Origin of the sequence: Neisseria sp. HMSC064D07, assembly GCF_001837185.1 — a bacterium.
Lineage (GTDB): Bacteria > Pseudomonadota > Gammaproteobacteria > Burkholderiales > Neisseriaceae > Neisseria > Neisseria flavescens_C.
Genome location: NZ_KV831706.1, coordinates 92,885 through 119,290 on the forward strand (window position 1 = coordinate 92,885; position 26,406 = coordinate 119,290).

Consider the following 26,406-nt stretch of genomic DNA (forward strand, 5'->3'; position numbering starts at 1 on the left):
TGTTTTCAAGCAAGGATTTTTATCATGAGTAAAATAGCCGACACCCTCCGTGTCCTCGCCGTAGCCCTGTCGGGTTTCGTGCTGTTGCCGCAAGCGGCGGCGGATGGCGTGCAGAAAATCGGTTTTATCAATACCGAGCGCGTTTATCAGGAATCCAAGCAGGCGCAAAACATTCAGATGACTTTGGAAAAAGAGTTCAAAAGCCGTCAAACCGCCTTGCAAAAGCTGCAACAGGAAGGCGAGGCTTTAGAGCGAAAACTGAGCGGCGACAAGCTCAGCGACAACCAAAGGGAAGCGGAAACCCAAAAATGGCGCAATCTGGTACAGAAATTCCGCAAGCAGCAGGCCGAGTTGGCAGAAGACTACAACCTGCGCCGCAATGAAGAATTCGCCGCGCTCCAGCAAAATGCCAACCGCGTCATCGTCGATTTGGCCAAACACGAAGGTTACGACTTCATCTTGCAGGACGTGATTTACGTCAACGGCCGCTACGACATTACCGACAGCGTTATCAAAGCCCTAAACGCTCACTGACCCTGCTCGGTAGCGAATGTGACCATACAGACAAACCTAAGGCCGTCTGAAACCCAAACCGGCATCTTTCAGACGGCCTGACATCTTGACGGCAGATTATCATGACTTCACAAGCATACACCCTGTCCCAAATCGTTTCCCAACTTGGCGGCGAATGGAAAGGCGAAGACATCGCCATTACTGCCGTCCGTCCGTTGGATCAGGCGCAGGCGGAACACATCAGCTTTTTGGCCAACCCGAAATACAAAGCCGAAGTGCATGACAGCCAGGCAGGCGCAGTGATTGTGTCACCGAAAGCCGCAGACGAATTTGCAGACCGCAACCTGATTGTGGCTGCCGACCCTTATCTTTATTTTGCCAAAGTGGCACGATTGTTCTCGCCGATTGTCAAAGCACAGGGCGGCATACATCCGACCGCCGTTGTCGAGGCCAGCGCCAAAGTGCCGGCAAGCTGCGAAATCGGCGCGAATGCCTATATCGGCGCGAATACCGTATTGGGCGAAGGCTGCCGTATTTTGGCCAATGCCGTTGTCCAACACGATTGTACGTTGGGCGATGAAGTCGTGCTGCGTCCCAACGCTGTCATCTATTACGGCTGCACTTTGGGCAACCGTGTCGAAATCCACAGCGGCGCAGTCATCGGTGCGGACGGTTTCGGCTTGGCCTTCGCCGGCGATTCATGGTTCAAAATCCCGCAAACCGGCGCAGTCACGCTGGGCGATGATGTGGAAATCGGTTCGAACACCAATATCGACCGCGGCGCGATGAGCGATACGACCGTCGGCAACGGTACTAAAATCGACAACCAAGTCCAAATCGGTCACAACTGCAAAATCGGTTCGCACACCGTTATCGCCGCCAAAACCGGCATTTCCGGCAGCGTCACCATCGGCAATTATTGTATTATCGGCGGCGGCGTCGGCACGGTCGGACACATTGAAATCGCCGATAAAACCACCATCGGCGGCGGTACATCCGTTACCCACAGCATTACCGAAAGCGGCCAGCATTTGGCCGGTATTTTCCCGATGTCGGGCTACAAAGACTGGGCGCGCAATGCCGTTTATATCCACCGTTTGAGCGAAATGAACAAACGCCTCAAAACGCTGGAAAAACAGCTTGCCGACAGCGACGAAGCCTAAAGGCGGCGCAAACAGTCCGCGCCCCGCATCCGAATACGTTTAAACCCAATACAAATAAGGAAAGACGAACATCATGGACGTACAACTCCCGATCGAAGCCAAAGACATTCAAAAACTTATCCCACACCGTTATCCGTTTTTGCAACTCGACCGCATTACTGCGTTCGAACCGATGAAAACCCTGACTGCAATTAAAAACGTCACCATGAACGAGCCGCAGTTCCAAGGCCACTTTCCCGACCTGCCCGTGATGCCCGGCGTGCTGATTATCGAAGCCATGGCGCAAGCGTGCGGCACACTGGCCATCCTCAGCGAAGGCGGCCGCAAAGAAAACGAATTCTTCTTCTTCGCCGGTATCGATGACGCCCGTTTCAAACGCCAAGTTATCCCCGGCGACCAACTGGTTTTTGAAGTCGAGCTGCTGACCAACAAACGCGGTATCGGCAAATTCAACGCCGTTGCCAAAGTCGACGGCCAAGTTGCCGTTGAAGCCGTGATTATGTGCGCCAAACGCGTGGTGTAAGAATGGGACAGGCCGTCTGAAAGTTCAAACGGCATCTTGCAGGCAATACCTGTATCAGACAGCAAGGAGACAGCATGACCCTTATCCATCCGACCGCCGTCATCGACCCTAAAGCCGAACTTGACTCCAGCGTCAAAGTCGGCCCATACAGCATCATCGGCCCCAATGTCCAAATCGGTGCGAATACCGAAATCGGCCCGCACGTCGTCATCAACGGCCATACGACCATCGGTGAAAACAACCGCATTTTCCAATTTGCCAGCCTCGGTGAAATTCCGCAGGACAAAAAATACCGCAACGAGCCGACCAAGCTGATTATCGGCAACGGCAACACCATTCGCGAATTTACGACGTTCAACCTCGGTACGGTCACCGGCATCGGCGAAACCCGTATCGGCGATGACAACTGGATTATGGCCTACTGCCACCTCGCCCATGACTGCGTGGTCGGCAACCATACCATCTTCGCCAACAACGCCTCACTCGCAGGCCACGTTACCATCGGCGACTACGTCGTCTTGGGTGGCTACACGCTGGTGTTCCAATTCTGCCAAATCGGCGACTACGCCATGACCGCGTTTGCCGCCGGCGTACACAAAGACGTACCGCCATACTTTATGGCTGCAGGCTACCGCGCCGAACCGGCCGGCCTCAACAGCGAAGGTATGCGCCGCAACGGTTTCACTGCCGAACAGATTGCCTCCGTCAAAGATGTGTATAAAACCATTTACCATCGCGGCATTCCGTTTGAAGAGGCCAAGACAGACATTCTGAAACGTGCCGAAACCCAAAGCGAATTGGCGGTATTTAAAGACTTTTTTGCACAATCCACACGCGGCATTATCCGTTGATGGATGGATTGAAGGCCGTCTGAAACTTTTTCAGACGGCCTTTGGATTGCAAAAATCCACGTAGTAGGGCAGTTTCCTGTCTGTTTGCTGCCGATGCCGTCTGAAAACGGGCGGGCAAACGTCCGCCACAAAATCTTTTAGCTTCCAAACCTCAATAACACATGAACCCCAATTCTTCCCCCCTTATCGCCATCAGCGTAGGCGAAGCTTCCGGCGACTTGCTCGGCGCACACTTAATCCGTGCCATTAAGGCGCGTTGCCCGAATGCGCGGTTTACCGGCATCGGCGGCGAGCGCATGAAGGCGGAGGGTTTTGAGAGTTTATACGATCAGGAAAAGCTGGCGGTGCGCGGTTTTGTTGAGGTCATCAAACGCCTGCCGCAGATTTTGAAAATCCGCAAAGGGCTGGTGAGCGATTTAATCCGCCTCAAGCCGGATGTGTTTATCGGCATCGATGCGCCGGACTTCAATCTCGGCGTGGCGGAAAAACTCAAGCAGGCAGGCATTCATACCATTCATTACGTCAGCCCGTCGGTTTGGGCTTGGCGGCGAGAACGGGTCAATAAAATCGTGCATCAGGTCAACCGCGTGTTGTGCCTGTTTCCGATGGAGCCGCAGCTTTATATCGATGCCGGCGGCAAGGCTGAGTTTGTCGGCCATCCGATGGCGCAAACCATGCCCGTGGAAGCGGATAGGGCGGCGGCGCGGCAGAAGCTGGGTGTGCCTGCGGACGTACCTGTGTTTGCCATATTGCCCGGCAGCCGCGTGAGCGAAATCGATTACATGGCGGCGGTGTTTTTTCAGACGGCCTTACTGCTGCTGAAACGTTATCCGCAGGCACAGTTTTTACTGCCTGTGGCAACGGCCGCAACGCGCAAACGCATTAGCGAAATTTTGGCGCAACCTGAATTTGCTGCCCTTCCCATTACGTTGACCGACAAGCAGTCGGATACGGTTTGCACCGCTGCCGACGTGGTATTGGTTACCAGTGGTACGGCGACTTTGGAAGTGGCCTTGTGCAAGCGGCCTATGGTCATCAGCTACAAAATTTCGCCGCTGACTTATGCGTATGTGAAAAACAAAATCAAAGTGCCGCATGTCGGTTTGCCCAATATTCTGTTGGGTAAAGCCGCCGTTCCCGAGCTGCTGCAACACGATGCCGTCCCTGAAAAACTGGCGCAGGCCGTTGCAGACTGGTATGACCGCCCTGAAGCCGTGGCCGCGTTGGAACAGGATTTCCACGCCTTGCATCTGCTGTTGAAAAAAGATACGGCGGCATTGGCGGCGGCGGCAGTATTGGAGGAAGCCGGATTTTCAGACGGCCTGAAAGACAATTAAGGAAAATACATGAATTTATTGGGAGCCTTGGCTAAGGTTGGCAGCCTGACGATGGTGTCGCGCATTTTGGGCTTTGTGCGCGATACGATTATTGCTCGTGCGTTTGGTGCAGGCATGGCGACGGATGCGTTTTTTGTCGCGTTTAAACTGCCCAACCTGCTGCGGCGCGTGTTTGCAGAGGGCGCATTTGCCCAAGCCTTCGTACCGATTTTGGCGGAATACAAAGAAACCCGCTCGCCCGAAGCTACGCAGGCGTTTGTGCGCCATGTGGCCGGTATGCTGTCGTTTGTACTGGTCATCGTTACCGCGCTGGGTATACTTGCCGCGCCGTGGGTGATTTATGTTTCTGCGCCCGGTTTTGCCAAAGAAGCCGATAAGTTTCAGCTCTCCATCGACCTGCTGCGGGTGACGTTTCCTTATATCTTTTTGATTTCTTTGTCGTCTTTTGTCGGCTCAATACTCAATTCCTATCATAAATTCGGCATTCCCGCCTTTACGCCGACTTTTTTGAACATCTCCTTTATCATCTTTTCCCTGTTCTTCGTGCCGTATTTTGATCCGCCTGTTATGGCTTTGGCGTGGGCGGTATTTGTCGGCGGCGTGTTGCAGCTGGTGTTCCAACTGCCTTGGTTGGCGAAACTGGGCTTCTTGAAAATGCCCAAACTCAGCTTTAAAGATGCGGCGGTCAACCGCGTAATGAAACAGATGGGGCCGGCTATTTTGGGCGTGAGCGTGGCGCAGATTTCCTTGGTTATCAACACCATTTTTGCCTCATTTTTGCAGTCCGGCAGCGTGTCATGGATGTATTACGCCGACCGGCTGATGGAATTGCCTACCGGCGTTTTGGGCGTGGCACTCGGTACGATTTTGCTGCCTACCTTGTCCAAACACGCCGCCAGTCAGGATACCGAGCAGTTTTCCGGCCTGCTCGACTGGGGTTTACGCCTGTGCATGCTGCTGACCCTGCCTGCCGCCGTCGGCCTTGCCGTGTTGTCTTTCCCTCTGGTTACGACCTTGTTCATGTACCGTGAATTTACGCTGCACGACGCGCAAATGACCCAACACGCGCTGATTGCCTATTCCTTCGGCTTGATCGGTCTGATTATGATTAAAGTGTTGGCTCCCGGTTTCTACGCGCGCCAAAACATCAAAACCCCCGTTAAAGTCGCTATTTTCACGCTGATTTGCACGCAGTTGATGAACCTTGCCTTCATTTCGCCGCTTAAACACGTCGGCCTGTCTCTCGCTATCGGTTTGGGCGCGTGTCTGAATGCAGGTTTGCTGTTTTTCCTTTTGCGTAAACACGGCATCTACCGCCCCGGTAAAGGTTGGGCAGCGTTTTTGGTTAAAATGGTCATCTCTTTGGTCGTCATGGGTGGCGGTTTGTGGCTGGCGCAATATTATCTGCCGTTTGAATGGGTGCACGTCGGCGGCTTTAAAAAAGCAGGCCAACTCTGCATTCTGATTGCCTTGGGCGGAGGCCTCTACTTCGTTTCCCTCGCCGCGCTCGGCTTCCGTCCGCACCATTTCCGCAGGGTGGAAAAATAAGCAGCTGGAGGGCGTATAGCTTGGCTTAAAGACTAATCACTAAAAAGGCCGTCTGAAACATTTTCAGACGGCCTTTTTTGCTTTACGTTTTAACTGTAAAGCTTTGCTCCTTTTTTGACGAACTCAATCGCTTTTTCTTCCATGCCCTGCCGTTGGGCTTTTTGCTTGTCGGCGTAGTCGCGCACTTCCTGCGTGATTTTCATCGAGCAGAATTTTGGGCCGCACATCGAGCAGAAGTGGGCGATTTTCGCGCCCTCGGCAGGCAGGGTTTCGTCGTGGAAACTCTCGGCGCGTTCGGGGTCGAGGCTGAGGCGGAATTGGTCGCGCCAGCGGAATTCGAAACGTGCCTTGCTCAGGGCGTTGTCGCGTAATTGTGCGCCCGGCCAGCCTTTGGCGAGGTCGGCGGCATGGGCGGCGAGTTTGTAGGTGATGATGCCGGTGCGCACGTCTTCTTTGTCGGGCAGGCCGAGATGCTCTTTCGGGGTCACGTAGCAGAGCATGGCCGTACCGTACCAGCCGATATTGGTTGCACCTATGCCCGAGGTGATGTGGTCGTAGCCGGGGGCGATGTCGGTAACGAGCGGACCGAGGGTGTAGAAAGGCGCTTCAAAGCAGTGTTGCAACTCTTCGGTCATGTTTTCTTTCACGCGTTGCAACGGTACATGGCCCGGGCCTTCGATCATGACTTGTACGTCGTGTTCCCATGCTTTGGCGGTCAATTCGCCCAAGGTGTGCAGCTCGGCGAATTGGGATTCGTCGTTGGCATCGGCAATGCAGCCGGGACGAAGGCCGTCGCCGAGGCTGAACGATACGTCGTAGGCTTTCATGATTTCGCAGATTTCGTCGAAATGCGTGTAGAGGAAGTTTTCCTGATGATGGGCGAGACACCATTTCGCCATGATGGAGCCGCCACGTGATACGATGCCGGTGAGGCGGTCGGCCGTCATCGGTACATAACGCAGCAATACGCCTGCGTGCAGGGTGAAATAGTCCACGCCTTGTTCTGCCTGCTCGATTAAGGTATCGCGCACCAAATCCCAAGTCAGGTCTTCGGCAATGCCGCCGGTTTTTTCCAAAGCCTGGTAAATAGGTACGGTACCGATGGGGACGGGCGCGTTGCGGATAATCCATTCGCGCGTTTCGTGGATGTGCGCGCCTGTGGATAAGTCCATAATCGTGTCCGCGCCCCAACGCAGCGACCACACCATTTTTTCGACTTCTTCGGTCAGGCTGGAGGTAACGGCGGAGTTGCCCAAGTTGCCGTTGATTTTGACGCGGAAGTTACGGCCGATAATCATCGGTTCGAGTTCGGGGTGGTTGATGTTGGCAGGGATAATCGCGCGTCCGGCGGCGATTTCTTGGCGCACAAATTCGGGCGTGATTTGGTCGGGGTGGGTCGGGATATTCGCGCCGAAACTTTGCCCTGCGTGCTGTTTCAAGAGCTTGGCGTATTCAGGCCGTCTGAAAAGTTCGTCCAGCTTCATGCGTTCGCGTATGGCGACAAACTCCATTTCCGGTGTGATGATGCCTTGGCGGGCGTAGTGGAGCTGGGTTACGTTGCGGCCTGCTTTGGCACGGCGCGGACGGGTGATTTGGTTGAAGCGCAGATGGGCGGTTTTCGGATCGTGCGCGCGTTCGGTGCCGTATTCGCTGGAAAGCTTGGGCAGGATTTCGGTATCGCCGCGTTCGTCCAGCCATGCGGTGCGGACGTGCGGCAGCCCTTGTTTTAGGTCGATGTGCGCCGCCGGATCGCCGTATGCGCCGCTGGTGTCGTACACCGGGATCGGCGGATTAGCTTCTGTACCTTGCGCCGTGTAGGTGTCGTCCTGACGGATTTCGCGCAAAGGTACGCGGATGTCGGCGCGGCTGCCTGGGATATAGACGCGGTCGGAATTGGGATATTGGAAGCGGATGCCGATGTCTTCGCTCAAGTCGGAAAGACGGCGCGCCTCATCGCCGGTTTTTTTAGCGGTAGTCATAAAAAATTGCTCCTGTTTCTCAGTTATGAAATGGAAACAGGAGCATTGCTTTTTTTCAGACGGCCTTGTGTATATCTTCAATCAACCGTCTAAAATCACATTTGCCGAAACTCCCCACGCAGGTATTATCCTGTTCGGGTGTAAAGGGTATTTCTCAGCCGCTCGGTTTGAAAGCAGCACCCCTGTTTCTTTATTAACGAAAAATTAAACCATGCGGACGGTTTTTTGTAAAGCGGCGTTTTTCGCATTTTCTGTCAGAAACGCTTGACAGCGATTCTGTCTTTCCGTATAGTTACAACTTCTGACGCGGGATGGAGCAGCATGGTAGCTCGTCGGGCTCATAACCCGAAGGTCGTAGGTTCGAATCCTGCTCCCGCAACCAAATATAAAAAATCCCCTGCAATCGCAGGGGATTTTGCTTTATGCGGCATTTATTGTTGCTTGGATTGATTGAAAGGCCGTCTGAACCATTGGGTTTCAGACGGCCTTTTACTGTATTGCGGCGGGGTTTGGGTAAAAATACGATAGGCCTTTTTTCAGACGGCCTCTTCCGATTTGGGCTTGTTGTCGTTGCGCAGGTGTTCTTTCAGGCGTTGCAATTCTTTTTTGTCCAACCATTTATTGCGCGAACGTTGCAACAGGATCACCAAAGCGGCGATTTCGTTACGCATATTGGTGCTGAGCCAGAGGAAGCCTTGCCAGTCGTAATGCAGGCGGGCGGCCGGTTTGCTTAGTTCGGTATTGAGCGAAGTATCGATGCGGATACGGCGGGCGTAGTGGCCTTTGATGAGGCGGACGGTCAGGCGCAGTTCGCGTTGGAGTTGGTTGAAGTGGCGGTCGAGCAGGCGGATTTCGCTTTCGTTGAGCGTGGGCGCGCGCAGTTTGGCGGCGGTGGTCAGGAGCAGCTCGGTGGTGGTGACGATTTTGCGGTGGGCATGCTGCATGGCTTCCATCATATTGTTGCTGATGTGGCTTTCACCGGATGTTGCGGCCAGATGGCTGCGGCTTTTGACCATGCGGGCGTTGATTTTGCGCATTTTAATCATATTTTGTTCCAAACGCTCGCGCGTCATGCGCTTGCCGTTGCTGATTTCGGCAATCATTTTGGCGCAGTCGGTGAGGTTGTCGGCAAGCATGAAGCGCCACATCAGGGTGGAGCGCAGGGGCAGGAGTTTGGCGGCGGCAATGGCGATGGCGGCACCAATCAAAACGTTCATGGCGCGCATCAGGCCGCTGTCGAGCCAATGGTGGCTGCTGTCGCCGATGAGCATGCACATGGTCAAACCGGCAAGCATGGCGACATAGCCGTTTTTGCCGACTGCCGACCAACCGGCCACCGCGCTGGCGGCACCGATAATCAGATAGAAGAAAACGCCGTCTTGCAAATAATGCTGATTCAACCATAAAACGGCCAACCCAACACCCAAACCGATGGCCGTACCGAGCATGCGTTCGACCGCTTTGGAGTAAATCGCGCCTTGGAATTGCAGCATGCCGAGGACGACAAAGACGGTCATGCCGATCCACTCGCCGTGTTGCAGGTGGAAGACTTTGGCCAACAGGGTGGAAAACACGATTGCCAAGCCGAGGCGGAAGGCGTGGATATGGCGGCGATAGCGGTAGCGTTCGTAGGCGTTGAGCCAGCGTTCGGAAAAATGGAGGCGTTCGGATTGGGCAGGCATGTTGTAAGACGTATCGGTATGTGGGGATGTAAATTATAACTGATTGGTAAAGCAGATGAAATTTGAACTGCTCCCAAACGGTTTGTCCGATTGCGGATTTTCTCTGCCGCAAGCGGATATAATGGCGGCTTTGAATCAGACAGGCGGTGAAGAAATGGCGACGGTTTTAAGCGCAGGCGTGGACGAAGCGGGACGCGGCCCTTTGGTCGGCAGCGTATTTGCGGCGGCAGTGATTCTGCCGGAACATTTTGACCTGCCGGGTTTGACCGACTCAAAAAAGCTGAGCGAAAAAAAGCGCGATATGCTGGCGCAGATGATTAAGGAACAGGCGGTCGCGTGGAGCATTGCCTTTGCTGACCCCGACGAAATCCTGCAACTAAACATCCTGCACGCAACCATGGCCGCGATGAAGCGCGCAGTCGAGGGGCTGTCGGTCGCTCCCGACAAAGTGTGGATAGACGGCAACCGCGTGCCGAAAGATTTGAATGTCCCTGCCGAAGCCGTGGTCAAAGGCGACAGCAAAATTATTGAAATCTCTGCCGCTTCGGTTTTGGCCAAAACCGCGCGTGATGCGGAAATGTATGAATTGGCAAAACGCTATCCGCAATACGGGTTTGACCGTCACAAAGGCTACGGCACGGCGCAACATTTGGCCGCCTTGAAACAATACGGTGTATTGCCGGAACACCGCCGCGATTTCGCACCGGTCAAAACCTTATTGGCACAAGGCAATCTGTTTGAAGAATGAAAGCATAGCAAAAGGCCGTCTGAAAGATTTCAGACGGCCTTGTTTTTGGAAAAGTATTATTTCAACGCAGCCAAACACTCTTTAATCAATTCGGGGCCGCGATAAATCAAACCGCTGTACACCTGAACCGCACTGGCACCCAAGCGGATTTTTTCTGCCGCGTCCGCGCCGTTCATGATGCCGCCGACGCCGATAATCGGCAGTTTGCCGTCAATGCGTTCCGCTAAAAGTTTCAACACCTGATTGCTTTTCTCGCGTACGGGCAAGCCGCTCAAACCGCCTTGTTCGTCTGCGAGCGGATGGCTGCCCAAGCTTGATTTGTCGATGGTTGTGTTGGTGGCGATGATGCCGTCCATTTCCACAGATTTGACCACATGGGCGATGTCGCCGATTTGCGCTTCGTCCAAATCCGGCGCGATTTTGACTGCCAGCGGCACATATTTGCCATGCGCGGCTGCCAGTTGCGCCTGTTTGTTTTTCAAGGCTTCCAACAATGCGCTCAACTCGTCGCCGCCTTGCAAGGCACGCAGGTTTTTCGTATTTGGGGAAGAAATATTGACCGTGATATAGCTCGCGTGGGCGTAGGCTTTTTCCAAGCAAATCAGATAATCGTCGGCAGCGTTTTCAATCGGCGTAACGGCATTTTTGCCGATGTTTATGCCCAAAATGCCTTTAAGGCGGCTGTTTTCAATGTTGCGGATCATCGCGTCGATGCCGTGGTTGTTGAAACCCATGCGGTTGATGATACCTTGGTGTTCCGGAACGCGGAAAAGGCGCGGCTGCGGATTGCCCGGCTGCGGCTTGGGCGTTACCGTGCCGATTTCGACAAAGCCGAAACCCAAAGCGGCAAACGCATCGATACACTCGCCGTTTTTGTCCAAACCTGCCGCCAAGCCGACCGGATTGGGCAGCTGCAAACCCATCAGCTCGGTTGGCCGGGTGTGGCTGTCCACCTTGGGCAGCAGGCCGAGTTTTTCGATAGAACGCAAACTGTTGAGCGTGAAATGATGGGCCTTTTCTGCATCGAAACGGAACAGGATAGGGCGGACGAGTGAATACATGGCTGCGGCTTTCTGAACGGTTGATGAATTTGGCGTTATTTTACCTGAAACCGTTAAACTGCCCCAAACGTCTGTATCGATATGATTTTATTGTTTGGCGTCAAATGAAAATAAATAGGGTTTTTGCGTGTAATCGGATAGTTTATTAAAATGGTAAGAGAGAGGCTTTTCAGACGGCCTGATGGATGTATCAAAAGGCCGTCTGAAAAGTTTTGATTTGATTGTTTACCTGATACAGGAAGATTTTTATGAAACAGGCGGTTGATCCTTATGCGAGTTTCCGTGAATTGACGCTGCGGGGGATGATACTCGGCGCGTTGATTACGGTGATTTTTACGGCATCCAATGTGTATTTGGGCTTGAAGGTGGGCCTGACTTTTGCGTCTTCGATTCCGGCTGCGGTGATTTCGATGGCGGTTTTGAAGTTTTTTAAAGGCAGCAATATTCTGGAAAATAATATGGTGCAGACTCAGGCTTCGGCCGCGGGTACGCTCTCCAGTATTATTTTTATTTTGCCGGGTTTGCTGATGGCTGGTTATTGGGCAGGCTTTCCGTTTTGGCAGACTACGCTGCTGTGTATGTCCGGCGGTATTTTGGGCGTGATTTTCACTGTGCCTTTGCGTTATGCGATGGTGGTGAAGAGCGATTTGCCTTATCCGGAAGGCGTGGCGGCGGCTGAGATTTTGAAGGTCGGCGACCATGATGCGGACCAGCAGGAAGGCGGCAGCGGTATCAAGGAATTGGTGTCGGGCGGCGCATTGGCCGGTTTGATGAGCTTCTGTGCAAGCGGTTTGCGCGTGGTGGCGGACAGCGCGAGCTTTTGGTTTAAAGGCGGCGCGTCGGTGTTTCAAGTGCCGATGGGCTTTTCTTTGGCCTTGCTGGGCGCGGGCTATTTGGTCGGCCTGACCGGCGGTATCGCGATTTTGCTGGGTATTTCGATTGCCTGGGGTGTGGCCGTGCCTTATCTGTCGGCGCATATTCCGCAACCTGCCGATATGGAGATGATTCCTTTTGCGATGTCTTTGTGGAAGGAAAAAGTCCGTTTTATCGGCGCGGGTACGATCGGTATTGCGGCTATTTGGACGCTGTTGACTTTGATGAAACCGATGGTCGAGGGTATGCGCCTGTCTTTCCGCAATTTCGGCGGTGCGCAGATGACCGAACGTATGGAACAGGATTTGTCGCCTAAGGCGATGATTGCCTGGGTGTTGGCGATGATGCTGGTGTTGGGCGTGTCTTTCTTCCACTTTATCGGCGACTCGCATATTTCAGGCGGTTTGGCTTGGCTGTTGGTGGTTGTATGTACGCTGCTGGCTTCGATTATCGGCTTTTTGGTAGCCGCGGCTTGCGGTTATATGGCAGGTTTGGTCGGTTCGTCTTCCAGCCCGATTTCGGGTGTGGGCATCGTCTCTATCGTTATCATTTCGCTGGTGTTGCTGCTGGTCGGCGAATCCGGCGGCTTGATGGCTGATGAGGCAAACCGCAAATTCCTGCTGGCGTTGACGCTGTTTTGCGGCGCGTCTGTGATTTGTGTGGCTTCGATTTCCAATGACAACCTGCAGGATTTGAAAACGGGTTATCTGGTAAAGGCAACGCCTTGGAAACAGCAGGTTGCGTTGATTGTCGGCTGCGTTGTCGGTGCATTGGTGATTTCGCCTGTGTTGGAGCTTTTGTATGAAGCCTACGGCTTTACCGGCGCAATGCCGCGTGAAGGCATGGATGCGGCCCAAGCCCTTGCCGCACCTCAGGCAACTTTGATGACCACCATCGCCCAAGGTATTTTCTCGCACAATCTGCAATGGGATTATATTTTCACCGGCGTGGCCATCGGCGTGGCGTTGATTGCGGTCGATTTCACATTGCGCAAATCCTCCGGCGGCAAGCGTGCTTTGCCGGTATTGGCCGTGGGCATGGGCATTTACCTGCCGCCGTCTGTGAATATGCCGATTGTGATTGGTGCGGTATTGGCGGCTGTGTTGAAATCCGTCATCGCCCGCCGTCAAGAAAACCGTGAAGGCCGTCTGAAAAATGCGGAACGTATCGGTACGCTGTTCTCCGCCGGTTTGATTGTCGGCGAGAGCCTGATCGGTGTGATTATGGCGTTTATCATTGCCTTCTCCGTAACCAACGGCGGTTCGGATGCGCCTTTGGCCCTGAACCTGGAAAACTGGGATACGGCCGCCAAATGGCTGGGCTTGGCGTTTTTTGTTTTCGGTATGTTTGTGTTTGCACGCCGCGTGTTGAAAGCAGGACGCTAAGTTTGTAGGTTGAGAAAAGGCCGTCTAAAACCCAAAAAATTGGGGTTTCAGACGGCCTTTTTAGTGGAATTTGTTTGGAATGATTTTAGGAAGTTTGGGTATAATTATCGCGGGGCTAGGTAGTGAAACAGCCCCATGGCAGTGGGGCTGTTTTATTTGAACCTCCCTAGAAAGGAGAGTTTCAACATGAAACGAACCAAGCCGAAAGGTCGTTCATGGCTGAGACTGCGGACAGTCGTTAGGATTATCTTAACCCTGTTCCTGCTCTTAGTCAATTAAACGGCTGAAAACAAAAAACTGTTTTTCAGTTTCCGCCTGTTTGTCATGAACAGGCGGTTTTTTATTGTTTAACGCTGATTCAAACAATCTGCAATCGCTTTGGCAATTTTGGCACTGGCGCCTTGATGTTGCGAAATGAATTGCTCGGTGTGGCTGATCAGCTGTTGGCGCAGCGTTTCGTCGTCGAGGTATTGGCGCGTGGTTCTGTACCAGGCTTCGGCGGTTTCGACGCGGACGGCGGCTTTGGCTTCGACTGCGCCTTTGCAGGCTTGGGCGAAGTTGTAGTTGGAGTAGCCGAAGAGGGTGGGGACGCGGCAGGAAATGGGTTCGATGATGTTTTGGCAGCCGGCATCGACCAGGCTGCCGCCGACGAAGGCAATGTCTGCGCTGAGGTAGTAGGCGGCAAGTTCACCCATGCTGTCGCCTATCCAAACTTGTGTGTCGGGGGAAACGGGTTGTCCGTCGCTGCGTTTTTGGACAGTATAACCAAGCGATTTGGCGGTATCGTAGGCCGTCTGAAAGTTTTCAGGGTGGCGCGGTACGATGACCAGCAAGGCATTGCCGCGGTAGCCCTGCCATGCTTTGAGGAGCAGCTCGGCTTCGTCTGTGCCTTTGTACACGCGCGTGCTGGCGCAGACGACGACGGCTCGTGCGCCGATGCGTTCTTTAAAGGTGGTGGCAAGCGGACGCAGGTCGTCGGGGGGCGCGATGTCGTATTTGGTGTTGCCGCAGACGTGGACGTTGGATGCGCCGATGAGGTGCAGGCGTTCGGCATCGGTGGCGGTTTGGGCAAAGCAGCCGGAGAGGCTCTGCATGGCAGGCTCGACCAACTTGCGGATTTTGAGGTAGCCGCGTTGGGATTTTTCGGAGAGGCGCGCGTTGGCCAAAAAGAGGGGGATGCCTGCTTTTTGGCAGCCGTGCATCAGGTTGGGCCAGATTTCGGTTTCCATCAAAATGCCGCAGATGGGGCGGTGTTCGGCTAAAAATCGTGCGACCCATTCGGATTTGTCGTAGGGCAGGTAACGGCATTGCGCATCGGGAAACAGGGATTGCGCGGTGGCGCGGCCGGTCGGCGTCATTTGGGTAATCAGAAACGGCGAATCGGGAAAATGGCGGCGCAATGCCTGGACTAAGGGTTCGGCCGCACGTGTTTCGCCGACGGATACGGCGTGTATCCAAATCGGGCGTTGTACGGGATCGGGATACGCCTGCCCGAAACGCTCGCCCCAATGCTCGAGATAGGCTGGGGATTTGAGGGCGCGGCGGCGCAGGTGGCTGCGGATCAGGAAGGGGGCGAGGTGCCACAGCGTGGCGTAAAGGCGGCGTATCATGCTTACGGGTCTTGTGTCGGAATAGGCCTATTTTATCGGAAACTGAAACGGAAGATATAGCTTTGATGCGTGTTTTACGCAAAGGAAACAGGCCGTCTGAAAGGTTTCAGACGGCCTTTAATGCGGGCATAAACGCGTTTACTTCACTTGCGCCATGTATTTTTTCAGACGGCCTTTGCTTTGCATGGCGCGGTTTTCCATTTCATCGACAACGGCTTGCGCTTTGGCTTTGTTCACCGGTTTGCCGACCTGAATCACGCCGCTCATGTTCATCATGCGGTGTGGCGGGCAGGTATAGACATACACGCCTTCTTTGTCGAGTTTGAGGGTGAAGTCTTTACCGTCTTCGGAGAGGAAGTCGGCAACGCCGTCGGGCAGGGCTTTGCTTTGTACCCAGTGGCCGCTGTTGGCGGCTTTGAAGGTAACAGTATCGCCGACTTTGGCGTTGACGTAGCCGGGTTCGAACACCATGCTGCCGTCTTTGCCGTTGTCGAGCATTTTGACTTCGTGGTTGGCGGCGTATGCGCTAAGGGAAGCGGTCAGCATCAGGAGGAAGAGGGATTTTTTCATGGAGAAAGTCCTTTCTAAGGATAAAAAATATGGGGCGGGCTGATGAGTCGGAGAGGCAAGCCTTGGGCTTACCGCCCTCTCCCTAACCCTCTCCCGCAGGAGAGGGGATAAGTTGCAGGGAGTTTGCAGGCCGGATGCTCAAATCCGACATTTGCAGGGGCGGTTAAGTTACGCACTCTTCCGCATCGGGCGGATAACGGGCAGACCTTTGCTGTCGTACAAAAGCTCGATGTCCACTTTATACAGCCTGCCGATCATGTCCGCCTGTAACACGTCCTGCGGCGCACCCTGCGCCTGTACTTTGCCTTCGCCGAGCAGAATCACGCCGTCTGAAAACTGCGCGGCGAGGCTCAAATCGTGCAAGACCATCAGCGTAACCAGATTGTGTTCGTGCGTGTATTGCACCACGCGCTCCAAAAGATTGAGCTGATGGTGCATATCCAGCGCGCTGACCGGTTCGTCCAGCATCAGGATTTCGGGGCGACGCAGCATGACTTGGGCAAACATCACGAGCTGCCGCTGTCCGCCGGAAAGCCGCATGACGTCTCGGTGCGCCAGATGGCCGATGCCCAGCTCCGCCATGATACTTGCGGCTTCGTGCAGCAGTTCGTCGCCGACGTGCATGTGCAGCGCGTCCATGCGGCCGAGCAACACGACTTCCAGCGCGGTCAGCGAGGCTTCGGCGGCGGTGTCCTGCGGCATATAGCCTATGCGTTTGCGCCAGCTTTGCAGGTGGATTTTGCTCAACACTTCGTCGCCGTAGCGGATAGCGCCTTTGTGCGCCACTTCGCCGAAAATCGTTTTCATCAGCGAAGATTTGCCCGTGCCGTTGGGGCCGAGCACGGAATAGACTTTGCCTTGTTCCAGCGTCAAATCGATATTGTCGGCGACCACATAATCGCCGCGCCGGATGTGTACGTTTTCAAGTTTCAACATTTCAGACGGCCTATCGTTTCGTTAATACAATCCAGAAGAAGAACGGTACGCCGACAAACGACGTAACGATGCCCACCGGAAACAGCGCACCCGGAATAATCACCTTGGACAACACGCTGGCCACCGACAAAAACGCCGCCCCCGCCAGCATCGCGCCGGGTAGGAAGAAACGTTGGTCTTCGCCCAAAAGAATCCGAGCCACATGCGGCGCGACCAGTCCGATGAAGCCGATGACGCCGACAAAACTGATTGCCGTTGCCGTCATTACCGCCACCAATACCAAAGTTTTCAGGCGCAAAAATTGCAGATTGATGCCCAGCCCGACGGCGCGTTCTTCACCCAAGCGCAGCGCAGTCAGCTTCCACACATCGCGCGAAAGCAGAAACACGCATACCGCCGTAACCGCCGCCGTAACGATGACTGTTTCCCAAGTTGCCTTGTTCAAACTGCCGAACAGCCAAAACAGAATCTGCTGCGAAATCTCAGGCGCGGCGATAAACTGAATCAGCGACAAAATCGACTGAAACAGAAACAACAGCGCAATCCCCACCAGCACCAACATCGCCGAGTTGAAGCGGCGTGCCGAGGCAAACAGAAACAAGATGCCCGAAGCCAGCATGGTCATTACAAACGCGCCGATGGGAACGGCGACTGTTTCAGGCAGCCCGAAACCGCCGAACGCAATCACCGCCGACGCGCCCAAACCCGCCGCCGCCGCCAAGCCCAGCGTATAAGGGCTGGCCATCGGGTTGTTCAGGAGCGTTTGAATTTCCGCACCGCCGACACCTAAAGCCGCGCCGACCACCAAGGCCATCACCGCAATCGGCAGGCGCAAATCCATCACAATCAGGCGGTTCATTTCATCGACTTCGGGTTTGCCCAGCAAAACATTGACCACTTCGCCGACGGGCAGCGTGTCTGTCATCGCAGGGCCGGTGGCGATGTCGAATAGGAAACTGACCGCTGCGATGACTAAAAACATCAACACAATCAACCAACGCTTGCCTTCCAACTTGCGCTGGTTTTTCACAATCTCGGCGACAACCGAATCATTCATGTTTCAAACCTTTAAAAAAGAGTGTTGTGAAAGGGAAGAAACAGGTTTGCCTTTTTCTTCCGCAAAAATTTCAGACGGCCTTCCGATTTAAAAGGCCGTCTGAAAATCTAAATTACCTTATTGTCCTTTCGGATAGAGGTAGAACGTGCCGTTCGGTACAACAGGCAGGTTTTGACGGTAGAAGTCCATATAGGTCTTCTCAGGGTTGAAATCCTTAAACAACTGCGGATAAATCGCTTTGGCCATAAACTGAATCGATGCGCTGTCGGACAGCGTGCGCGAGTTAGCGTGGTAGGCGGCGTAGAGGCGGTTGTTTTTAATCGCAGGCAGGTTGGCCCAGCCAGCGCGTTTGGCAAAGCCTGCCAAGCGTTTTTCCGCTTCGGCTTTTGGAATGCCCCAGCCCATGACCATGGCGGCAGGGTTTTTCTTCAATTCGGTTTCGCGGCCGGTAATCACGATCACGTCGGGTTTGGCGGCGAGGACTTTTTCAGGATTGATCGGGCCGTAGAATTCGACCGAAGAAGCGGCGATATTGTTGCCGCCGACCAGTGTCGCCATCGAACCCCACATGCTCTTGCCGAAGGTAACGCTGTGTTCGGCAGGGCCTTTGTTGCCGAACTCGATATAGACTTTAGGCTTGGGCAGGTTGGCTTTTTGCACGCGCGCTTGGATGGTGTCGGCAACGCGTTTGTAGTCTGCCGCCAGTTTGTCGGCTTTTTGCTGCTGGCCGGTCAGCGTGCCGATAAGCTTGGTCGATTGGACGTGTTTGGCCACTGTTTGCGCGTTGTAGTCCAACACGACGATGGGGATGCCGGCCTTGTTGATGCGGTCGAGATCGGAACCCAAAGCCTTGTATTGCCATTCGGCCAAAACCAGCAAATCGGGTTTCAGTGCCAATACTTTCTCAATCGAGAATGTGCCGACTTCCACTTCGCCCACGTCGGTCAGCTGATTCAGTTTAGGCACGGCTTTGCTGAATGCCGCCCAGCTTGGCGGCGCCCAGTCGGCCCAAACTGCTTTGGAAAAACCAACGACGTTGTCCAGCGCGGTTTTGCCGCCGATGGCCATGTAGTCTTGGTAGTAGAAGCCCAACACTACGCGCTTGGCAGGCAGGTCGACAGTTACCTTACGGCCGAGGATATCGGTCAGCTGAACGGGTTTGGCAAAAGCGGATACGGAGCCGACTGATAAAGCGGCGGCGGCAATCAAAGCAGAAAGTTGCGTAAATCTCATGAATCATTCCTTTAAAATATGATGATAATTACTATCTTTTTATAAATTTACAAGGTATTGAATCTTTTTTCAAGCGAATGTAGGGATAGACATATTTCGAAATAAAAAGTTTCATCATTAAAACGAAGGTATAGTGTTTATATAGGGCTTGGGTGTACTGAAGACCTAGTAAAAAGGAATGATATGGGGTGCCTAAAGCCATGGTGGGCAGTAGCTGGAATGGATCGGTAAAGGGTTTTTTATTGCAAAAAAATAAAAGGTATTCGGTTGAAAACAAGGCCGTCTGAACCTTGCAATCAGGGTTCAGACGGTCTTTGGTGTAGGCATAAAAGTTTTATTTCACTTGCGCCCTATATTTTTCAGACGGCCTGTAAGCAGTGTTTGGGAAAAGTGAAAAAGGTTGGTTTTTGAAATGGCGAAATAGGGAAGAAGAGGGCTTGAGGGAGAATCGGGCATAAACTAAAAATGGGGACGAATAAAAAGGGCGTGTATCGAAACACGCCCTTTTTAGAGATTCAGACGGTCTGTGATTCCGCCTGTTCGCTTTGGTTGATGATTTTAATCAGTTTTTCGGCTTTTTCCGGGTCTTCGCAGCGCAGGATTTTGGCGGCATCGTTTTCGAGATGGCCGGTGTGGCTGTGCAGGATGATGTTTTTAACCGAAAGCAGGTTGTTGGGGTTCATGGAGAAGCGACGCAAGCCCATGCCGAGCAACAGTCGGGTGAAGACGGTATCGCCGGCCATTTCGCCGCAGATGGACACGCCTTTTTCCATGCGGTTTGCCGTACGGATAATGTGTTGCAGCGTTTTGAGGACGGCAGGGTGGCCGGGTTGGTAGAGGTGGCTGACGCTGTCGTCGCCGCGATCGACCGACAGGAGGTATTGAATCAGGTCGTTGGTGCCGATGGAAACGAAGTCGACGAGCTTGAGGATGCTGCCGACGGTCATGGCGGCGGACGGGATTTCGATCATGCAGCCGATGCTGACCGGGCCGAAGGTTTCGCCGCGTTCGGTCAGTTGGCGTTGGGCCGTGTCCAGATGGATAAGGCATTGGCGCACTTCGGAAATGGATGTAATCATCGGCCACATCATACGTACGGGGCCGTGGGCGGCGGCGCGGAGGATGGCGCGCATTTGGGTGCGGAACATGACCGGCTCGGCGAGGCACAGGCGGATGCCGGTCAGGCCGAGCGCGGGGTTGAGGCTGCCGTTGGGCGTGCTGTTTTGGCCGAACCAGCGCGGATTTTTATCGACACCCAAATCGACGGTGCGGATGGTGATGTTTTTGCCTTTGAGTTTTTTGACGATGCCGGCATAGACTTCGTATTGTTCGTCTTCGGTCGGCATGTTGTCGCGGTTGAGGTAGAGGAATTCGCTGCGGAACAGGCCGACGCCGTCTGCGCCGAAGTTGTGCAGGGCTTTGATGTCTTCGGCGGATTCGATGTTGGCCAAAAGTTCGATGTTGATGCCGTCGGCCGTGGTGGCGGCGGTTTTCTTGATTTTGTTGAGTTCGCGCTTGTGGCTGCGGTATTCGCGGGCGAGGCGGCGGTATTCGTTGAGGACGACTTCGTCGGGATCGATGATGAGGACGCCGTTGATGCCGTCGACGATGACGATTTCGTTTTCGGTAATGAGTTTGCGGGCGTTATGCAGGCCGATGACGGACGGGATGTCGAGGCTGCGGCCTAAGATGGCGGTGTGGCTGGTCGGGCCACCGGCATCGGTTACGAAGGCGGTAATGTGCTGCTCTTTGAATAGTACGGTATCGGCAGGCGAGAGGTCGTGCGCGATGAGGACGGTGTCGTCAAACAGGTTGCCGGCGAGGTTGATTTCGTTGCTTTGGCCGACAAGGTTGTTGTGGATACGGCGGACGACTTGGAGCATGTCCTGTTTGCGTTCGCGCAGGTAGTCGTCGTCGATGCTGTCGAACTGGGCGGCGAGTTTGTCGCTTTGTTGTTTCAATGCCCATTCGGAGTTGATTTTCTGCTCGCGTAAAATGTCGATGGGTTCGCGCGAGAGGGTGACGTCGGTCAGCAGCATCAGGTGCAGGGAGATGAACGCGCCCAATTCGGTCGGGGCGTTTTCGGGAATCGCGCCGCGCAGCTGTTCCAATTCTTTGCGCGTGGCTTTGATGGCGTTGTCGAAACGGGCAACTTCGGCATCGAGTTTGTCGGGATCAATGTCGTATTGGGGGACTTCCGTTGTGCCGCGCGTGATGAGGTGGGCGTGGCCGATGGCAATGCCTTTGCCCGCGGCTACACCGTGTAGGACGATGCTCATTATTCGCCCTCGCCGAAGTAGTCGTTGATGAGGTCGGTCAACGCCTGCATGGCGGCGGCTTCGTCTGCGCCTTCTGTTTCCAGCTCAATCACGGTGCCTTTGGCGGCGGCCAGCATCATCAGGCCCATGATGCTTTTGCCGTTGACGCGGTTACCGTTTTTGGTGACCCAGACTTCGCTTTGGAATTGGGAGGCGGTTTGGGTGAATTTGCTGGAAGCGCGCGCGTGCAGGCCGAGTTTGTTGATGATTTCGATTTCTTGTTTGAGCATGAATGTCCCCTAAATGTAATGTTCGTAAAGTGAATGTTTTCAGACGGCCTTAGCCGTGTTCTTTGCACACCAGGTCTTCAGGTGCGGATGTAATGGCGAAAATGCCCCGGATGGCGGCTTCTTTGACGGTTTCGGTGAAGTCGGAGAGGTTTTCGGCTTGTGATGAGTATTGGATGGCTTTAATCATCATCGGGGCGTTGAGGCCGGTCAGGATGGCGGATTTGTTTTCGCGCACCAGTCGGCGTGCGGCGTTGCACGGTGTGGCGCCGAAGATGTCGGTCATGATCAGCACGCCGCGGTTGTCGGGAAATTCCTGCAACGCGGCGATGGCGTTGTTGATGATGTCGTTTTGATCCTCGTCGGGCTGTACGCCGAGGATGTGGAGATTTTCGGGGAAGCCGTTGGGAAAGAAATGGTCGGCCAAACCGCGATAGGCTTCACCTATGGTTTCATGTGTAATGATTAACAAACCTATCATGATGTGTTCCTAGCATGGGGTTGAGGCCGTCTGAAGATTTTTCAGACGGCCTTTGTTTTATTTATTGTTTAAGGCGTAGATTTCGCCGAGGTTGCGCCAACAGCCGGCGGCGTCCATACCGTAGCCGAAGACGTAGCGGTTGGGCACGTTCAAACCGACATAATCGGCTTTGGTTGGTTTTTCTTTGTCGATCAGTTTGTTGGCAAATACGGCCGCACGGCAGCTTGCCGCGCCCATTTCCAACAGTTTTTCCTGAATGGCAGCCATGGTGTGGCCTTCGTCTAGGATGTCGTCCAAAACGACTACATGACGGCCTTTGATTTGCTCGGGGTCGGGCATGCGTTTCCAGTTGAACGCGCCGCCTGCGAGTTTGTCGCCGTAGCGGGAAACGTGGACGTAGTCAAAGTCCAAAGGAAAGCGCAACAGCGGCAACAACTGTCCTGTAAACACCACCGCACCACCCATTACAGGCAGGAGCAGGGGGTATTTGCCGCCCAAGTCGCGGGTAATGTCGTCGGCAACTTTTTGCAAGGCCGCGCGGCATTGTTCTTGGTCAAACAGCAAGTCGGCATTGTCCAGCATGGCTTGGGTTTCAAGGCGTTTGGTTTCTAAGTCGGTCATCATAGGTCGTGTTGAGTGCGGTCAAAAACAAATTATATAGCGGATTTAATCAATTTTCGATACAAGGTGCGGCAATAGTGTAGTGAAAGTGAAGGGGGGTTGAGCCGACCACGTTCAGACGGCCTTTTGCCCTTCCGCTTCGTCCACCAGCAAAAATGCCGTTAAAGCCAAAGCGGTCAATACCGCCGTCAACACCATCGCCCGTCCGTAATTGTCCGCACCGGCGCGTCCGAGATAATCGTAAATCAAAGTGGTCAGCGTCTGCCATTCGGGACGCGACAGGAACAATGTGGCCGCAAATTCGCCGATACACGTTGCCGAAGCCAAAGTCAGGCCGCGCCGCAAAGCCGGTTTCAATAAAGGCGCGGTGACATAACAGGCCGTCTGAAAACCATTTGCGCCCATGGTGCGCGCCGCCGCCGCGTAATCTTTGGGCAAACCGTCCCATGCAGTCAGTACGTCTTTGGCCACAAACGGATACGCCAACAGCGCGTAAGTCGCCGTCAGCAGCCACAGCGAAGCCGTCCACTGCGGATAGAGCAGCAAAACGCCAAACGCGATGCACACAGGCGACACCATAAACGGCAAAAACATCAGCGCGCGCAACCACGCCATTTGCCGTGCCGCCGCCGCATACAGCACGCCCAAAACCGTCGCCGCCGCCACCGCTGCTGCCGAGAAACGGACGGTGTTCCACACTGCCGCCCACGTTTGCGCTTCCAGTAAAACTACCCAAGAAGAGCCTGCCGATACCGCCTTGAGCCACACCGCCGCCAAGGGCAGCAGGCAGCATACTGCCAACATTACCAATACCGTTGCCGTCAGCCATTTTTCCCAAGCCCATATCGGCGCACGCGGAGGCAAAGGCGAGACCGACTTATCCACAGTCACGCGCCTGCTCCAATACGCATACAAACCGCCTGCCGCCGCCGTAACTGCCAGCACCAGCCACACCAACACCGACGCACGCGCCATGTCCAACTCATACGCCACCAGCCGGTAGATTTCCACTTCCACCGTTGCAAAACGTTCGCCGCCGAGCAGTAAGGCCAGTCCGAAGCCTGAAAAACAATATAAAAACACCAAGCACGCGCCGCCGGCAACCCACGCGCGCACCACCGGCCATTCGACCCAGACAAACCGCCGCCACGCGTCCGCGCCCAAAGATTGTGCCGACAGCAACCGCGCCTGCGGCACACGCACAAATCCCTGATACGCCGAGCGCACCAAAACCGGCAGGTTGAAAAACACGTTGCCGTAAATCAGCAGCCACGGCGTGTCCTGCCAACCTGCCGCCAGCATACCGTGTGCGCCAAACAAGGCCAGCACGCCCATGCCTGCTACCAAAGTCGGCATCACAAAAGGCAGCATCAGCAGGCGTAAAACCGTGCGCCGTCCGGCAAAGTCCATCCGCGCCAGCACCCACGCCGCAGGCACGCCCAAAGCCGTGACCAAGACGCAGGTCAAAACCGCCTGTGCCACCGTCCAGCCCAAGCGCAGGCGCATATAGTCATCAGCCACCACTTCCGCCCAAGCGCCTTCGCCGTCGTAAAACGCCAGCGACAGCAAAGGCGCAGCCACCATGACCGCCAAAAAACCCAAAGGCAGAAGCAACAGCGCAAACCGCCGAATCCAAACCTGCATCGATGCGTACCCGAGAATAAAAACGCCTATTTTAGCCCGAGTTCGGCATAGAAGGTGGTATTCCTGCCCTTGTTTTCAGACGGCCCGGGCAGCCTGACGGATAAAACCGCCGTTTCTTCAAATTTTCCAAACATTTACGAAATCTCTTCAAAAAGGCAACATAATTGGTTCGGCATTTTTGTTACAATGCCGCCGATTCAAAAAAACCAAATAAATCAAAAACAAGGAAACATTATGACCGCTACACGCCCACAAACCTACGATGCCGTCGCGCGCGCGTTGCACTGGCTGACCGTACTCGGTTTTATCGGCATCCTCTCCACCATTACCGTTTGGACCATCTACGATGGCGAAGAATGGGTCAAATCGCTCTTCGGCGTACATAAATCCATCGGTTTCATCACGCTGCTGGTGATTGCCGTGCGCATTGTTTGGGCCTTGCTTAATGCATCCAAACGTCCTGCCGCCGACAGCTTTGCCGCCAAAGCAGGCCACCTTGCCCTTTACGTCCTCATGCTTGCCGTTCCCGTTATCGGCATGATCCGCCAATACGGCGGCGGTCGCGGCCCATTGAAAGTATTCGGTGTCCAAGTGATGCAGGGTTCGCCAGAGAAAATCGAATGGATGTCCAACCTCGGCAATATGGCGCACGGCAAACTCGGCTGGCTGCTTTTTGCGCTTGTCGCCGGCCACATCGCCATGGTTGTTGTTCACCGCATTCAAGGCCACGACGTTTTGTACCGCATGATCGGCCGCCGTTCTTAAGTGTAAAACGGTAAACAGCCAAGGCCGTCTGAAAACAGTTTGGCTAAGCAAAAACTGTTTTCAGACGGCCTTTTTGTATTTGTGTTAATCTGCAAAAGTAGGGCAGGCATTTTGCCTGACTGTTGTCTAAATACTGTAAACCGTACCGAGAAACACCATGACTGCTCCCATTCTCGCCATCACATCCGGCGAACCGGCCGGCATCGGCCCCGACATCTGCCTTGATTTGGCTTTCGCCGACCTTCCTTGCCGCCCTGTTGTTTTGTGCGACAAAAACCTGTTGGTAAAAAGAGCCGAACAGCTTGGCAAATCCGTCATCTTGCGCGACTTTCAAGCCCAAGCGGCTGATCCGTTGCCCAAGGGCGAACTCGAAGTCCTGCATATTCCTTTAGATGCCGAGTGCCAGGCGGGCGAACTCAATCCTGCCAATGCCGCGTATGTCCTCCGATTGCTGGATACGGCGTATCAAGGCATTTCAGACGGCCTGTTTGCCGGTATGGTGACCGCGCCGCTGCACAAAGGCATCATCAACGATGCCCACGCAGGCAACGGCTTTTTCAGCGGCCATACCGAATACCTCGCCGAAAAAAGCCATACCGAACAAGTCGTCATGATGTTAACCGGCGGTGGCCTGCGCGTGGCGTTGGTGACCACCCATCTGCCGCTGAAAGACATTTCCGCCGCCATCACGAAGCCTTTAATCGAGTCGGTTGTCCGCATTCTTGAACACGACCTGCGCCATAAGTTCGGCATAGCCAAACCGGTCATCCTCGTTACCGGCCTCAATCCCCACGCCGGCGAAGGCGGCCATTTGGGACACGAAGAAATTGACACCATTATTCCGGCGCTTCATGCCCTGCAGGCCGAAGGCATAGATGCACGCGGCCCTTATCCGGCTGATACTGTGTTCCAACCTTTTTTACTCAAAGATGCCGATGCCGTCCTCGCCATGTATCACGACCAAGGACTGCCGGTGCTCAAATATGCCGGTTTTGGTGAAGGCGTGAACATCACCCTCGGCCTGCCCTTTATCCGCACTTCCGTCGATCATGGCACGGCCTTGAACTTGGCAGGCACAGGCAAAGCTGATTCCGGCAGTTTGATTACCGCTGTCCGCGCCGCGCTCGATATGGCGCACAATATGCAGAAACAGGCCGTCTGAAACGTGAAGATTTAATCGTTTGCAGGCGTAATCTGTCCCCGTAAAAGCATCATCAGGGGATATTTGCCTGTCGGTATGAAGCCGATGGATGTTTGGACAATAATCAGCACTTTATTGGA

At 54.3% G+C, this 26,406-nt stretch carries 23 protein-coding genes, 1 tRNA gene and 1 riboswitch; of the genes, 11 read left to right on the top strand and 13 right to left on the bottom strand.

Features of this window, described 5'->3' with window-relative positions; genetic code table 11:
- Positions 1-24 precede the first annotated feature (24 nt).
- The 6 genes from HMPREF2608_RS09345 to murJ all read left to right on the top strand — a co-directional run bounded on the left by HMPREF2608_RS09345 (position 25) and on the right by murJ (position 5,935).
- On the top strand, positions 25-534 hold the full coding sequence (locus HMPREF2608_RS09345) for an OmpH/Skp family outer membrane protein (protein WP_070826748.1): 510 nt from the start codon (positions 25-27) through the stop codon (positions 532-534).
- 101 nt (positions 535-635) lie between these two features.
- Positions 636-1,676, top strand: a complete 1,041-nt coding sequence (gene lpxD / locus HMPREF2608_RS09350; RefSeq protein WP_070826750.1) for a UDP-3-O-(3-hydroxymyristoyl)glucosamine N-acyltransferase — start codon at positions 636-638, stop codon at positions 1,674-1,676.
- A gap of 73 nt (positions 1,677-1,749) precedes the next feature.
- Positions 1,750-2,199, top strand: a complete 450-nt coding sequence (gene fabZ, locus HMPREF2608_RS09355) for a 3-hydroxyacyl-ACP dehydratase FabZ (protein WP_003681704.1) — start codon at positions 1,750-1,752, stop codon at positions 2,197-2,199.
- A 74-nt stretch (positions 2,200-2,273) separates the two neighbouring features.
- On the top strand, positions 2,274-3,050 hold the full coding sequence (gene lpxA, locus HMPREF2608_RS09360) for an acyl-ACP--UDP-N-acetylglucosamine O-acyltransferase (protein ID WP_070826752.1): 777 nt from the start codon (positions 2,274-2,276) through the stop codon (positions 3,048-3,050).
- A 161-nt stretch (positions 3,051-3,211) separates the two neighbouring features.
- Complete coding sequence (gene lpxB / locus HMPREF2608_RS09365; RefSeq protein WP_070826753.1) at positions 3,212-4,387, top strand: lipid-A-disaccharide synthase; 1,176 nt, start codon at positions 3,212-3,214, stop codon at positions 4,385-4,387.
- A 9-nt stretch (positions 4,388-4,396) separates the two neighbouring features.
- Complete coding sequence (gene murJ / locus HMPREF2608_RS09370) at positions 4,397-5,935, top strand: murein biosynthesis integral membrane protein MurJ (RefSeq protein WP_070826755.1); 1,539 nt, start codon at positions 4,397-4,399, stop codon at positions 5,933-5,935.
- 89 nt (positions 5,936-6,024) lie between these two features.
- On the opposite strand, the gene thiC is transcribed toward murJ, so the two are convergent.
- Positions 6,025-7,914: a phosphomethylpyrimidine synthase ThiC gene (gene thiC, locus HMPREF2608_RS09375; RefSeq protein WP_070826757.1), complete on the bottom strand. Its 1,890-nt coding sequence runs from the start codon at positions 7,912-7,914 to the stop codon at positions 6,025-6,027.
- 94 nt (positions 7,915-8,008) lie between these two features.
- Positions 8,009-8,108, bottom strand: a riboswitch (TPP riboswitch).
- A 111-nt stretch (positions 8,109-8,219) separates the two neighbouring features.
- On the opposite strand from thiC, the gene HMPREF2608_RS09380 reads away from it, so the two are divergent.
- Positions 8,220-8,296 (top strand) — tRNA-Met (locus tag HMPREF2608_RS09380).
- A gap of 154 nt (positions 8,297-8,450) precedes the next feature.
- Here HMPREF2608_RS09380 and HMPREF2608_RS09385 read toward each other — a convergent pair.
- Entirely contained in the window at positions 8,451-9,596 is a 1,146-nt protein-coding gene (locus tag HMPREF2608_RS09385; protein WP_070826758.1) for an FUSC family protein, read from the bottom strand.
- 154 nt (positions 9,597-9,750) lie between these two features.
- Here HMPREF2608_RS09385 and rnhB point away from each other — a divergent pair, with 154 nt between their 5' ends.
- Positions 9,751-10,344 (top strand): ribonuclease HII, encoded by a 594-nt coding sequence (gene rnhB / locus HMPREF2608_RS09390; RefSeq protein WP_049350693.1) that lies wholly within the window; start codon positions 9,751-9,753, stop codon positions 10,342-10,344.
- Positions 10,345-10,400: 56 nt separating this feature from the next.
- Here rnhB and HMPREF2608_RS09395 read toward each other — a convergent pair whose 3' ends face one another.
- Positions 10,401-11,405 carry a quinone-dependent dihydroorotate dehydrogenase gene (locus HMPREF2608_RS09395; RefSeq protein WP_070826760.1) on the bottom strand — a complete coding sequence of 335 codons (1,005 nt, stop codon included), beginning with the start codon at positions 11,403-11,405 and terminating at the stop codon, positions 10,401-10,403.
- A 248-nt stretch (positions 11,406-11,653) separates the two neighbouring features.
- Here HMPREF2608_RS09395 and HMPREF2608_RS09400 point away from each other — a divergent pair, with 248 nt between their 5' ends.
- A complete protein-coding gene (locus tag HMPREF2608_RS09400) occupies positions 11,654-13,663 on the top strand; it encodes an OPT family oligopeptide transporter (RefSeq protein WP_070826761.1) in 2,010 nt (669 codons plus the stop codon).
- 347 nt (positions 13,664-14,010) lie between these two features.
- Here HMPREF2608_RS09400 and waaA read toward each other — a convergent pair whose 3' ends face one another.
- From waaA to HMPREF2608_RS09450, 10 genes are all read right to left on the bottom strand, one after another.
- Complete coding sequence (gene waaA / locus HMPREF2608_RS09405) at positions 14,011-15,273, bottom strand: lipid IV(A) 3-deoxy-D-manno-octulosonic acid transferase (RefSeq protein ID WP_070826763.1); 1,263 nt, start codon at positions 15,271-15,273, stop codon at positions 14,011-14,013.
- Positions 15,274-15,411: 138 nt separating this feature from the next.
- Positions 15,412-15,843, bottom strand: a complete 432-nt coding sequence (locus tag HMPREF2608_RS09410) for a plastocyanin/azurin family copper-binding protein (RefSeq protein WP_070590107.1) — start codon at positions 15,841-15,843, stop codon at positions 15,412-15,414.
- A gap of 168 nt (positions 15,844-16,011) precedes the next feature.
- Complete coding sequence (locus HMPREF2608_RS09415; protein ID WP_070826765.1) at positions 16,012-16,779, bottom strand: ABC transporter ATP-binding protein; 768 nt, start codon at positions 16,777-16,779, stop codon at positions 16,012-16,014.
- 10 nt (positions 16,780-16,789) lie between these two features.
- On the bottom strand, positions 16,790-17,836 hold the full coding sequence (locus HMPREF2608_RS09420; RefSeq protein ID WP_004519102.1) for a FecCD family ABC transporter permease: 1,047 nt from the start codon (positions 17,834-17,836) through the stop codon (positions 16,790-16,792).
- Between the two features lie 117 nt (positions 17,837-17,953).
- Entirely contained in the window at positions 17,954-19,069 is a 1,116-nt protein-coding gene (locus HMPREF2608_RS09425) for an ABC transporter substrate-binding protein (RefSeq protein WP_070826767.1), read from the bottom strand.
- A gap of 515 nt (positions 19,070-19,584) precedes the next feature.
- Positions 19,585-21,348: a phosphoenolpyruvate--protein phosphotransferase gene (ptsP, locus tag HMPREF2608_RS09430; RefSeq protein WP_070826769.1), complete on the bottom strand. Its 1,764-nt coding sequence runs from the start codon at positions 21,346-21,348 to the stop codon at positions 19,585-19,587.
- Positions 21,348-21,617 (bottom strand): HPr family phosphocarrier protein, encoded by a 270-nt coding sequence (locus tag HMPREF2608_RS09435; RefSeq protein ID WP_003683718.1) that lies wholly within the window; start codon positions 21,615-21,617, stop codon positions 21,348-21,350. The genes ptsP and HMPREF2608_RS09435 overlap by 1 nt, the downstream gene beginning before the upstream one ends.
- Positions 21,618-21,666: 49 nt before the next feature.
- Positions 21,667-22,095, bottom strand: coding sequence for a PTS sugar transporter subunit IIA (locus tag HMPREF2608_RS09440; RefSeq protein WP_049344952.1), 429 nt, complete (start codon positions 22,093-22,095; stop codon positions 21,667-21,669).
- A 57-nt stretch (positions 22,096-22,152) separates the two neighbouring features.
- Positions 22,153-22,716 carry a hypoxanthine-guanine phosphoribosyltransferase gene (locus tag HMPREF2608_RS09445; RefSeq protein WP_070826771.1) on the bottom strand — a complete coding sequence of 188 codons (564 nt, stop codon included), beginning with the start codon at positions 22,714-22,716 and terminating at the stop codon, positions 22,153-22,155.
- A 114-nt stretch (positions 22,717-22,830) separates the two neighbouring features.
- Positions 22,831-24,360 carry an ABC transporter permease gene (locus HMPREF2608_RS09450; protein WP_070826773.1) on the bottom strand — a complete coding sequence of 510 codons (1,530 nt, stop codon included), beginning with the start codon at positions 24,358-24,360 and terminating at the stop codon, positions 22,831-22,833.
- Positions 24,361-24,594: 234 nt separating this feature from the next.
- On the opposite strand from HMPREF2608_RS09450, the gene HMPREF2608_RS09455 reads away from it, so the two are divergent.
- Entirely contained in the window at positions 24,595-25,125 is a 531-nt protein-coding gene (locus HMPREF2608_RS09455) for a cytochrome b (RefSeq protein WP_084824619.1), read from the top strand.
- Between the two features lie 157 nt (positions 25,126-25,282).
- The gene (pdxA, locus tag HMPREF2608_RS09460) at positions 25,283-26,287 is read left to right on the top strand and encodes a 4-hydroxythreonine-4-phosphate dehydrogenase PdxA (RefSeq protein ID WP_070826774.1); all 1,005 of its coding nucleotides are present in this window, start codon (positions 25,283-25,285) and stop codon (positions 26,285-26,287) included.
- The last annotated feature ends 119 nt before the right edge of the window (positions 26,288-26,406 follow it).

What these genes read in the sequence shown, in the direction of transcription:
- HMPREF2608_RS09345 (WP_070826748.1), top strand. Translation starts at nt 25, where the DNA reads ATGAGTAAAATAGCCGACACCCTCCGTGTCCTCGCCGTAGCCCTGTCG.
- lpxD (WP_070826750.1), top strand. Translation starts at nt 636, where the DNA reads ATGACTTCACAAGCATACACCCTGTCCCAAATCGTTTCCCAACTTGGC.
- fabZ (WP_003681704.1), top strand. Translation starts at nt 1,750, where the DNA reads ATGGACGTACAACTCCCGATCGAAGCCAAAGACATTCAAAAACTTATC.
- lpxA (WP_070826752.1), top strand. Translation starts at nt 2,274, where the DNA reads ATGACCCTTATCCATCCGACCGCCGTCATCGACCCTAAAGCCGAACTT.
- lpxB (WP_070826753.1), top strand. Translation starts at nt 3,212, where the DNA reads ATGAACCCCAATTCTTCCCCCCTTATCGCCATCAGCGTAGGCGAAGCT.
- murJ (WP_070826755.1), top strand. Translation starts at nt 4,397, where the DNA reads ATGAATTTATTGGGAGCCTTGGCTAAGGTTGGCAGCCTGACGATGGTG.
- thiC (WP_070826757.1), bottom strand. Translation starts at nt 7,914, where the DNA reads ATGACTACCGCTAAAAAAACCGGCGATGAGGCGCGCCGTCTTTCCGAC.
- HMPREF2608_RS09385 (WP_070826758.1), bottom strand. Translation starts at nt 9,596, where the DNA reads ATGCCTGCCCAATCCGAACGCCTCCATTTTTCCGAACGCTGGCTCAAC.
- rnhB (WP_049350693.1), top strand. Translation starts at nt 9,751, where the DNA reads ATGGCGACGGTTTTAAGCGCAGGCGTGGACGAAGCGGGACGCGGCCCT.
- HMPREF2608_RS09395 (WP_070826760.1), bottom strand. Translation starts at nt 11,405, where the DNA reads ATGTATTCACTCGTCCGCCCTATCCTGTTCCGTTTCGATGCAGAAAAG.
- HMPREF2608_RS09400 (WP_070826761.1), top strand. Translation starts at nt 11,654, where the DNA reads ATGAAACAGGCGGTTGATCCTTATGCGAGTTTCCGTGAATTGACGCTG.
- waaA (WP_070826763.1), bottom strand. Translation starts at nt 15,273, where the DNA reads ATGATACGCCGCCTTTACGCCACGCTGTGGCACCTCGCCCCCTTCCTG.
- HMPREF2608_RS09410 (WP_070590107.1), bottom strand. Translation starts at nt 15,843, where the DNA reads ATGAAAAAATCCCTCTTCCTCCTGATGCTGACCGCTTCCCTTAGCGCA.
- HMPREF2608_RS09415 (WP_070826765.1), bottom strand. Translation starts at nt 16,779, where the DNA reads ATGTTGAAACTTGAAAACGTACACATCCGGCGCGGCGATTATGTGGTC.
- HMPREF2608_RS09420 (WP_004519102.1), bottom strand. Translation starts at nt 17,836, where the DNA reads ATGAATGATTCGGTTGTCGCCGAGATTGTGAAAAACCAGCGCAAGTTG.
- HMPREF2608_RS09425 (WP_070826767.1), bottom strand. Translation starts at nt 19,069, where the DNA reads ATGAGATTTACGCAACTTTCTGCTTTGATTGCCGCCGCCGCTTTATCA.
- ptsP (WP_070826769.1), bottom strand. Translation starts at nt 21,348, where the DNA reads ATGAGCATCGTCCTACACGGTGTAGCCGCGGGCAAAGGCATTGCCATC.
- HMPREF2608_RS09435 (WP_003683718.1), bottom strand. Translation starts at nt 21,617, where the DNA reads ATGCTCAAACAAGAAATCGAAATCATCAACAAACTCGGCCTGCACGCG.
- HMPREF2608_RS09440 (WP_049344952.1), bottom strand. Translation starts at nt 22,095, where the DNA reads ATGATAGGTTTGTTAATCATTACACATGAAACCATAGGTGAAGCCTAT.
- HMPREF2608_RS09445 (WP_070826771.1), bottom strand. Translation starts at nt 22,716, where the DNA reads ATGACCGACTTAGAAACCAAACGCCTTGAAACCCAAGCCATGCTGGAC.
- HMPREF2608_RS09450 (WP_070826773.1), bottom strand. Translation starts at nt 24,360, where the DNA reads ATGCAGGTTTGGATTCGGCGGTTTGCGCTGTTGCTTCTGCCTTTGGGT.
- HMPREF2608_RS09455 (WP_084824619.1), top strand. Translation starts at nt 24,595, where the DNA reads ATGACCGCTACACGCCCACAAACCTACGATGCCGTCGCGCGCGCGTTG.
- pdxA (WP_070826774.1), top strand. Translation starts at nt 25,283, where the DNA reads ATGACTGCTCCCATTCTCGCCATCACATCCGGCGAACCGGCCGGCATC.